The sequence below is a fragment of the Streptomyces olivochromogenes genome, assembly GCF_001514115.1.
Taxonomy (GTDB): Bacteria; Actinomycetota; Actinomycetes; order Streptomycetales; family Streptomycetaceae; genus Streptomyces; species Streptomyces olivochromogenes.
In genome coordinates this window covers 1-5482 of the sequence record NZ_KQ948504.1, presented here as the reverse complement: position 1 = coordinate 5482, position 5482 = coordinate 1, and the positions used below count along the sequence as shown (strand labels likewise).

Below are 5482 nucleotides of genomic sequence, written 5' to 3'. Positions count from 1 at the left end.
CAGGAACGTCTCGTCTACCAGGCCCGCCTGCACTCCCGCTTCGGCCGTGCCTGGCGCCGCAAGGCCCCGGTGGAGTCGTTGATGCCGCTGCGCCTGGCCCGCTACGGCGTGCCGCTCGCAGAGACCGCCCCCTCCGGCCTGGCAGCGGCGGGCATAGAGCCGGCCCTCCTGCCCCCGGCGCCGGTCCAGGTGGCGACGCCCACCCCGGCTCCAGCAGCCCCCACCGCCCCCGAACACCGGGTGCTGGAATCCCTCGCGGCTCCCGCGCGGCAGCCCCAGCCCCAGGAGGAGGCCGTTGAGGAAGACGCGGGGCACTTCGCCGAGGCCTACCAGAGGTGGATTGCTCAGGTCCAGGCAGAGCCCACGGCTTCTCAGTTCGCTGCCTTCCTCCGGTCCGAGTACGGCATCACCACCGCGGCTGGCGGCCCCCTCTCTGACGAACAACTGCAGCCCCTGCTCCGAGTCCTCCAGCACCGCTATGCACCACCGGCCGATCCCGCGATCGCCCCGGACGGTGTTCCGGAAGAAGAGCCGTCGTGGGAAGAGTTCTTCTACAGCGCCTGGCTCGCCTACGCGAGAGAGCATGATCAGTACCCCGATGCCGCCGCTCTCGCCGCGTATGTCTTCCAGCGGGACGGCATCACCGGGGCGACCGGCCAGCCCCTCATGGGCGAGGACCTGGAGGACTTCGTCGCCGCCTTCCAGGAGCGGGAGTTCGGTGACGCTGAACCGCCCGTCAAAGAAGCAGTCGCTGGCTTTGGCGAGCAGTTGCCTCCCGTGCCCTCCCCGAGCGAGTCCGATCCCCAGACCGAGCCCGTTGGCGCGGGGGCGCACGCCGCAGAGGAGAAGCGCGGCCCGAAAGTGAACGCTGCCATCGACGGGCTGGCGGACGAGCAGATACCGCCCCAGCCTCCGGCCGAGGGAAGCGGCCTCACCACCGTCGATCGCTACTACCTCGCATGTGTGGAGTATCAGCAGCAGCGCGGTGCCGAGCCCAACGGTGATGACCTGTCGAAGTACTTGGGTGAGAAGGGCGTGGTCGGCCGCAACGGACGGGCCGCCGCTGCGAGCACGCTACGCCGCTACCTCCTGCCCTTCCGGATCTACAGCGTCTGGGCCGAGCACCGAGTGCGTAGTGAACAGCCCTCGTTGAAAGCCGTCGCCGAGGCCTGCGCAGCCCGTGGAATCACCCTCCAGTACAACGAGCCCATCACGGCGGCGACCATCGCAGAGCACACCGCAGACTTCGAGCGCCGCTGGCACGCCGTCATCCGCCACCGCACCGACGCCGCTGCGCAATCACGCTGAACGAATGCGCCGTGCGCAGCCCACCGCGATCACTGCGCAACACCCATCGCTGTCACCAAGGAGCGGCCCGCATGCAGGCACTCCGCATTGCTTCCGACACGACCGTCACCGAGCTAACACTGCCCGACCTGGATGCGCGGCGGGCGATCCGGGAACACCTCGGATCCACGGGCGCCGCCGACCAGGCCGTGTATCACCGGCGTGCTCTCCTGCACATCCACGGCAGCGGACAGTCGATCGGACTCCAGCAGAATCTCGCCGCCTGGGCCCTGGCGAGCGCCTGGCGGGGCATGACTCTGTACCCGCTGCACGGGCCCGTCGTCATCACCGGCCGTACCCACGACGGGGGAGTGGCACCACTGGACGATGACCTTGCGCAGCACGCCCGCGCTGTAGCGCAGACCGTCCGGGAGACGCTGATCGAGTGGCAGGCGCGGCACCCGGCAACCAACGAGGCGGCCATCGCCGAGCTCCTCGCCTACGCCTTCCGTGACGTGACCACCGACCGGTAGTAGTGCACGCCGGATGCGCACCGTGCACCGCATCGTCCGCAGCGGCCTGTTGAAGTTCACTCGCGGCTGCAGCGGCCGCGTTTGGTGAGGGCGTCCGTGTGGCGTGCAGGGTCACCTACCTGGACGCCCTATCTAGGGGGAAACCGCGATCGAGCCCAAATTCGACGGATGGCGCTGCCAGGTCCGGGCCAGATGTTGTCTCGTTGTCCGCGGTCATCAGGCGGCTCCTCCGGGCATGGGGACGACGTTCGTGGTGTCCACGGCCCGGCGAACGGCCTTGGCGAGGCTGACGGCATCGCCTACGGCCCAGTAGTGGACGAAGAACAGGCGTGGTTCGTCGGTGAGGTTGTGGTGGTGCACCTCGACGAGTTCGACGCCACCGTGCCGCAGGGCCATGAGGGCGGCCTGGACCTCCTGGGCGATCATGACCAGGTCACCGCTGAGGGCGGCCCTTCCGCCGCCGAGCGGTTGGAAGTTGACGGAGGTGGTGGCGCCCAGTCCCGGAGGCAGGATCACAGGGCCGTCGGCGACGGTCTCGCGGCGGACATAGGTGCACTTGTAGATCTCGCCGTCGGTGGTGCCCTTGACGCCCATGGCGGCGTCGATCGCGGCGGTGTCCAGGTCGACGGGCGGCGAGGATGTGGCGGGTTCGGCGGGCGGGGTGCCGGTGCAGTCGAATGCGGCGCGCAGACCGCGGGCGACGGTGACCGGATCGTGGCCGTGGGCATGCAGATGAACCCACCAGACATCCGGCTCGTGGGCGAGCAGGTGCTTGTGGATGGCGGTCTGCATGATTCCGTGCTCCTGCAGGACGTCACCGAAGTGCTGCAGTTCCCGCTCAGTGACCACGGCGTCGCCCATCAAAAGCGTGCTGTGGTCTGCGTACCGGACGAAGGACACGTGCGAGCCCAGGACGAGCGCGGGGTTGATCCGGATGCCGCGGGAGAAGACTGTGAGGTCCCGGCGCGGCAAGCCCGTGTGGTACATGAACCGCCTTATGTCACCGGGTCGGCCGAGAGCCTCGCCCACGTCCGCCCAATCCGCCAGCTTGGTCATCACCGGTTCGACCAGGGCGCGGTCCTGCGGTCGGGCGGAGAGGGCGCGGGCCTCGGCAGGCCCACCGGCGAGTACGGGCGCAAGGGCGGCCGCGGCCAGCACACGGCGCCGGGACGCGGTGAGCCGGGAGCGGGTGTCCTGCTGCCGTTCGTCATCCATGTCTTATGCCTCCTGGCGCGATGGAAGCACAGGAGACCTTGTGGACCGCTTATCGGCACGGCCGCATGCGGCCAGGTGGGCTAACTGGCTGCCGCCTATGGACCGCGGCTATACAGCAGCTCGCCGCCGAGCCATCGAGCCGCTCCCAACCTACGACGCCCGCGCCGCCCCGACTCCGGGGATAGGCAGGTGAAACCGGCGCCGAGTCCCGGGATCCGGATCCACGGCGGGTACCGATAGATCGTGCCGCCCTTCGACCTTCCCGTCCCCCTGGCGCTGTGCCGTTCCGTCGATCACGTCCTTGGCCACCCCCACACCGCCGCGATCGAGCCCAAGTTCGACGGATGGCGCTGCCAGGTCCTCGCTGGCGCGGGCCGGTTGTGGAGCCGCCACGGCACCGACCTGAGCGCCTCGTTCGCGGACATCGCCCAGGCGTCGCGCGCGCTGCCGGACTGCGTCCTGGACGGTGAGCTGGTGGCCGTCCTCGACAGCGGCGAGCTGGCGTTCGGAAAGCTGCAGTCCCGCTCCGGACGCGGCCCGCGGTCCCACGAGGGCTTCACGGTTCACCTGGCCGCCTTCGACGTCCTGGCCGTCGGTGACACGGACTGGCGGCCGAAGCCGTACGCGGAGCGCCGCGGGCGGCTGCTGGACCTGCTGGAGGGCGGACCGCCCGCGATCCGCCCGGTGCCGGTCACCGACAGTGTCGCGACGGCCCTGGGCTGGGTGGGTGCCCTGGGCGGCGTGGAGGGCGTCGTGATGAAACCGAACCGGCCCTACGTCGCAGGGCGCGGCTCGGGGTGGCTGAAGTGGCGGCAGATGCACACCAGCGAGGCCGCGGTCCTCGGGGTGAGCGGCCGTACTCCCGCAACGCAGTGCCTCATCCTCGGCCTGCCGCACCGCGGAGGCCAGATGCGGGCCGTGGGAGTGAGCCTCCCCCTCGGCCAGGCGGTACGCCGCGAGCTGCTCCCGCTGCTGCGGCCGGCCGGGGACACGGAGGCGGAGCTGCCCGGGACCGTGGGCGGGCTGCCCGGCGCCGATCCGGTGCACTACCGGCCCGTGATCCCCGACGTGGTCGTGGAGATCGAGGCCGACCAGACCGGCCCCCGCGAGTTGGGGCGGTTCCGGCACCGCCCCCGCGTGCTGCGCGTCCGAGGCGACCTCACGGCCGACAACCTGCCCTCCGCTCCCTGAGCCGCGGCCGGCGGCTCCGTCCGTGAGCGCGCGGTCACCGCACCAGGCGGCAGGTGCGCCAGCCTCGCCCGTCACGCACCAGGGCGCCGCGCTCTTCAAGATTGCCGAGGTGGTAGGCGACCGACGCCGTGCTGCTGAGCCCGATGTCGTCGGCAAGCTGCCGGACCGACGGGCCCTCACCGCGTTCCTCGATCCACCGCCGTATGCACCGCAGGATCTGCTCCTCCCGTGCCGTGAGGTGCTCCGGGCGCCGGTTCACGGCCGCCACCCCACGGCGCGGGCCTGGCGGCGCAGCTCCACGCGGGCCGCCGGCGTCCGTCCCGGGCCGGACCAGTATGGGTGAAACAGCAGCCGGCCGGACAGGGTCTGCAGGCGGCGGCGCAGCGCGGTGTTGTGCACCGGGTGCGGCACGGCCAGCACCGCATACGTGAGCTGCCACTCCGCCTGGAGCTCGATCAGGTCAGGGGGGAAGGGTGCCATAATTAGGCCACATGTTCGATTGTCTGGTCAAGTCGATGCGCTGGCCTGTCACCGGCGCCCGTGTCCTGTGCGATCGGATCTTGAGCGCGTGCCATCGATTCCCTACGGAGCGATCATTCGCAATTCCTAATTGGCAGCCGAGTCGTCGTGGGACGTCGGGCGGCCAATCGATGGAAGCCACAAGCGGCAGAACTTTGAAAGCCACACCCGACGCCCCTGGGTGGGCCAACCATACGAAGGGCTCTCCCGGTCTCGAAGAAGAACGTAGGGAATCTTGACGGCCGCGAGTCCGTGTCACCGAAGAATGAGCAGGGGGGCAGGCGCCCTCCGGCGAGCCGCGGATGTAGTCAGGCGTGGCGGCCGGGTCTACCTGACCGGGCCTTCATCTTCTCCTGGCTGCGCGTCAGGCATGTCCAGGATGGCCTCTCGGGTGTACTGAGGGCTCTCTGAGGGTGGGGCCACGCTAGGGGCCATGAGTACGGTGAGGAGCTTGCTCAGGTCATCCGTGGATAGCGCCAGGCCCAGGGTCTGCACGATGCGCAGAGCACAGTCCCGGATGGACTGAGCGTCCTTCTCGGGCGCCGCCATGCTCCCAATCTCGTCACACACTCGGCTGAACTGTTCAGCGCTGATCGTTGGCCGGCTTATCGGTTGCGCCATGGTGCGCTCCTCCTGGAAGAGCGGGCGGTTCCACCCGCTCTTCCAGAAAGCGCTGAGCACACCCCAACGGCAACTGGAGAGAGCCAGCGCGCAGGCGCTCGACCAAAGCCGCTCAA

5 protein-coding genes and 1 pseudogene are annotated in these 5482 nt (G+C 69.8%); 3 read left to right on the top strand and 3 right to left on the bottom strand.

Annotated features, from left to right (window positions below; all coding sequences use genetic code 11):
* Nucleotides 1–1308, top strand: a pseudogene (locus AQJ27_RS60065) (hypothetical protein); the annotation flags it as partial.
* 71 nt (nt 1309–1379) lie between these two features.
* Nucleotides 1380–1820 carry a hypothetical protein gene (locus AQJ27_RS50875; protein ID WP_067385833.1) on the top strand — a complete coding sequence of 147 codons (441 nt, stop codon included), beginning with the start codon at nt 1380–1382 and terminating at the stop codon, nt 1818–1820.
* Between the two features lie 216 nt (nt 1821–2036).
* Here the strand turns inward: AQJ27_RS50875 and AQJ27_RS50870 are convergent, their stop codons facing one another.
* Nucleotides 2037–3035 (bottom strand): DUF1259 domain-containing protein, encoded by a 999-nt coding sequence (locus tag AQJ27_RS50870; protein WP_067385829.1) that lies wholly within the window; start codon nt 3033–3035, stop codon nt 2037–2039.
* Nucleotides 3036–3278: 243 nt separating this feature from the next.
* On the opposite strand from AQJ27_RS50870, the gene AQJ27_RS50865 reads away from it, so the two are divergent.
* A complete protein-coding gene (locus tag AQJ27_RS50865) occupies nt 3279–4226 on the top strand; it encodes an ATP-dependent DNA ligase (protein ID WP_067385827.1) in 948 nt (315 codons plus the stop codon).
* A gap of 34 nt (nt 4227–4260) precedes the next feature.
* Here AQJ27_RS50865 and AQJ27_RS50860 read toward each other — a convergent pair whose 3' ends face one another.
* Nucleotides 4261–4485: a LexA family protein gene (locus AQJ27_RS50860; RefSeq protein ID WP_067385861.1), complete on the bottom strand. Its 225-nt coding sequence runs from the start codon at nt 4483–4485 to the stop codon at nt 4261–4263.
* The gene (locus tag AQJ27_RS50855; protein WP_067385824.1) at nt 4482–4706 is read right to left on the bottom strand and encodes a hypothetical protein; all 225 of its coding nucleotides are present in this window, start codon (nt 4704–4706) and stop codon (nt 4482–4484) included. Before AQJ27_RS50855 ends, AQJ27_RS50860 begins: the two co-directional genes overlap by 4 nt.
* Between the last annotated feature and the right edge of the window lie 776 nt (nt 4707–5482).

Excerpts from the sequence above, each read along its gene's own strand:
- AQJ27_RS50875 (WP_067385833.1), top strand. The coding sequence starts at position 1,380 with ATGCAGGCACTCCGCATTGCTTCCGACACGACCGTCACCGAGCTAACA.
- AQJ27_RS50870 (WP_067385829.1), bottom strand. The coding sequence starts at position 3,035 with ATGGATGACGAACGGCAGCAGGACACCCGCTCCCGGCTCACCGCGTCC.
- AQJ27_RS50855 (WP_067385824.1), bottom strand. The coding sequence starts at position 4,706 with ATGGCACCCTTCCCCCCTGACCTGATCGAGCTCCAGGCGGAGTGGCAG.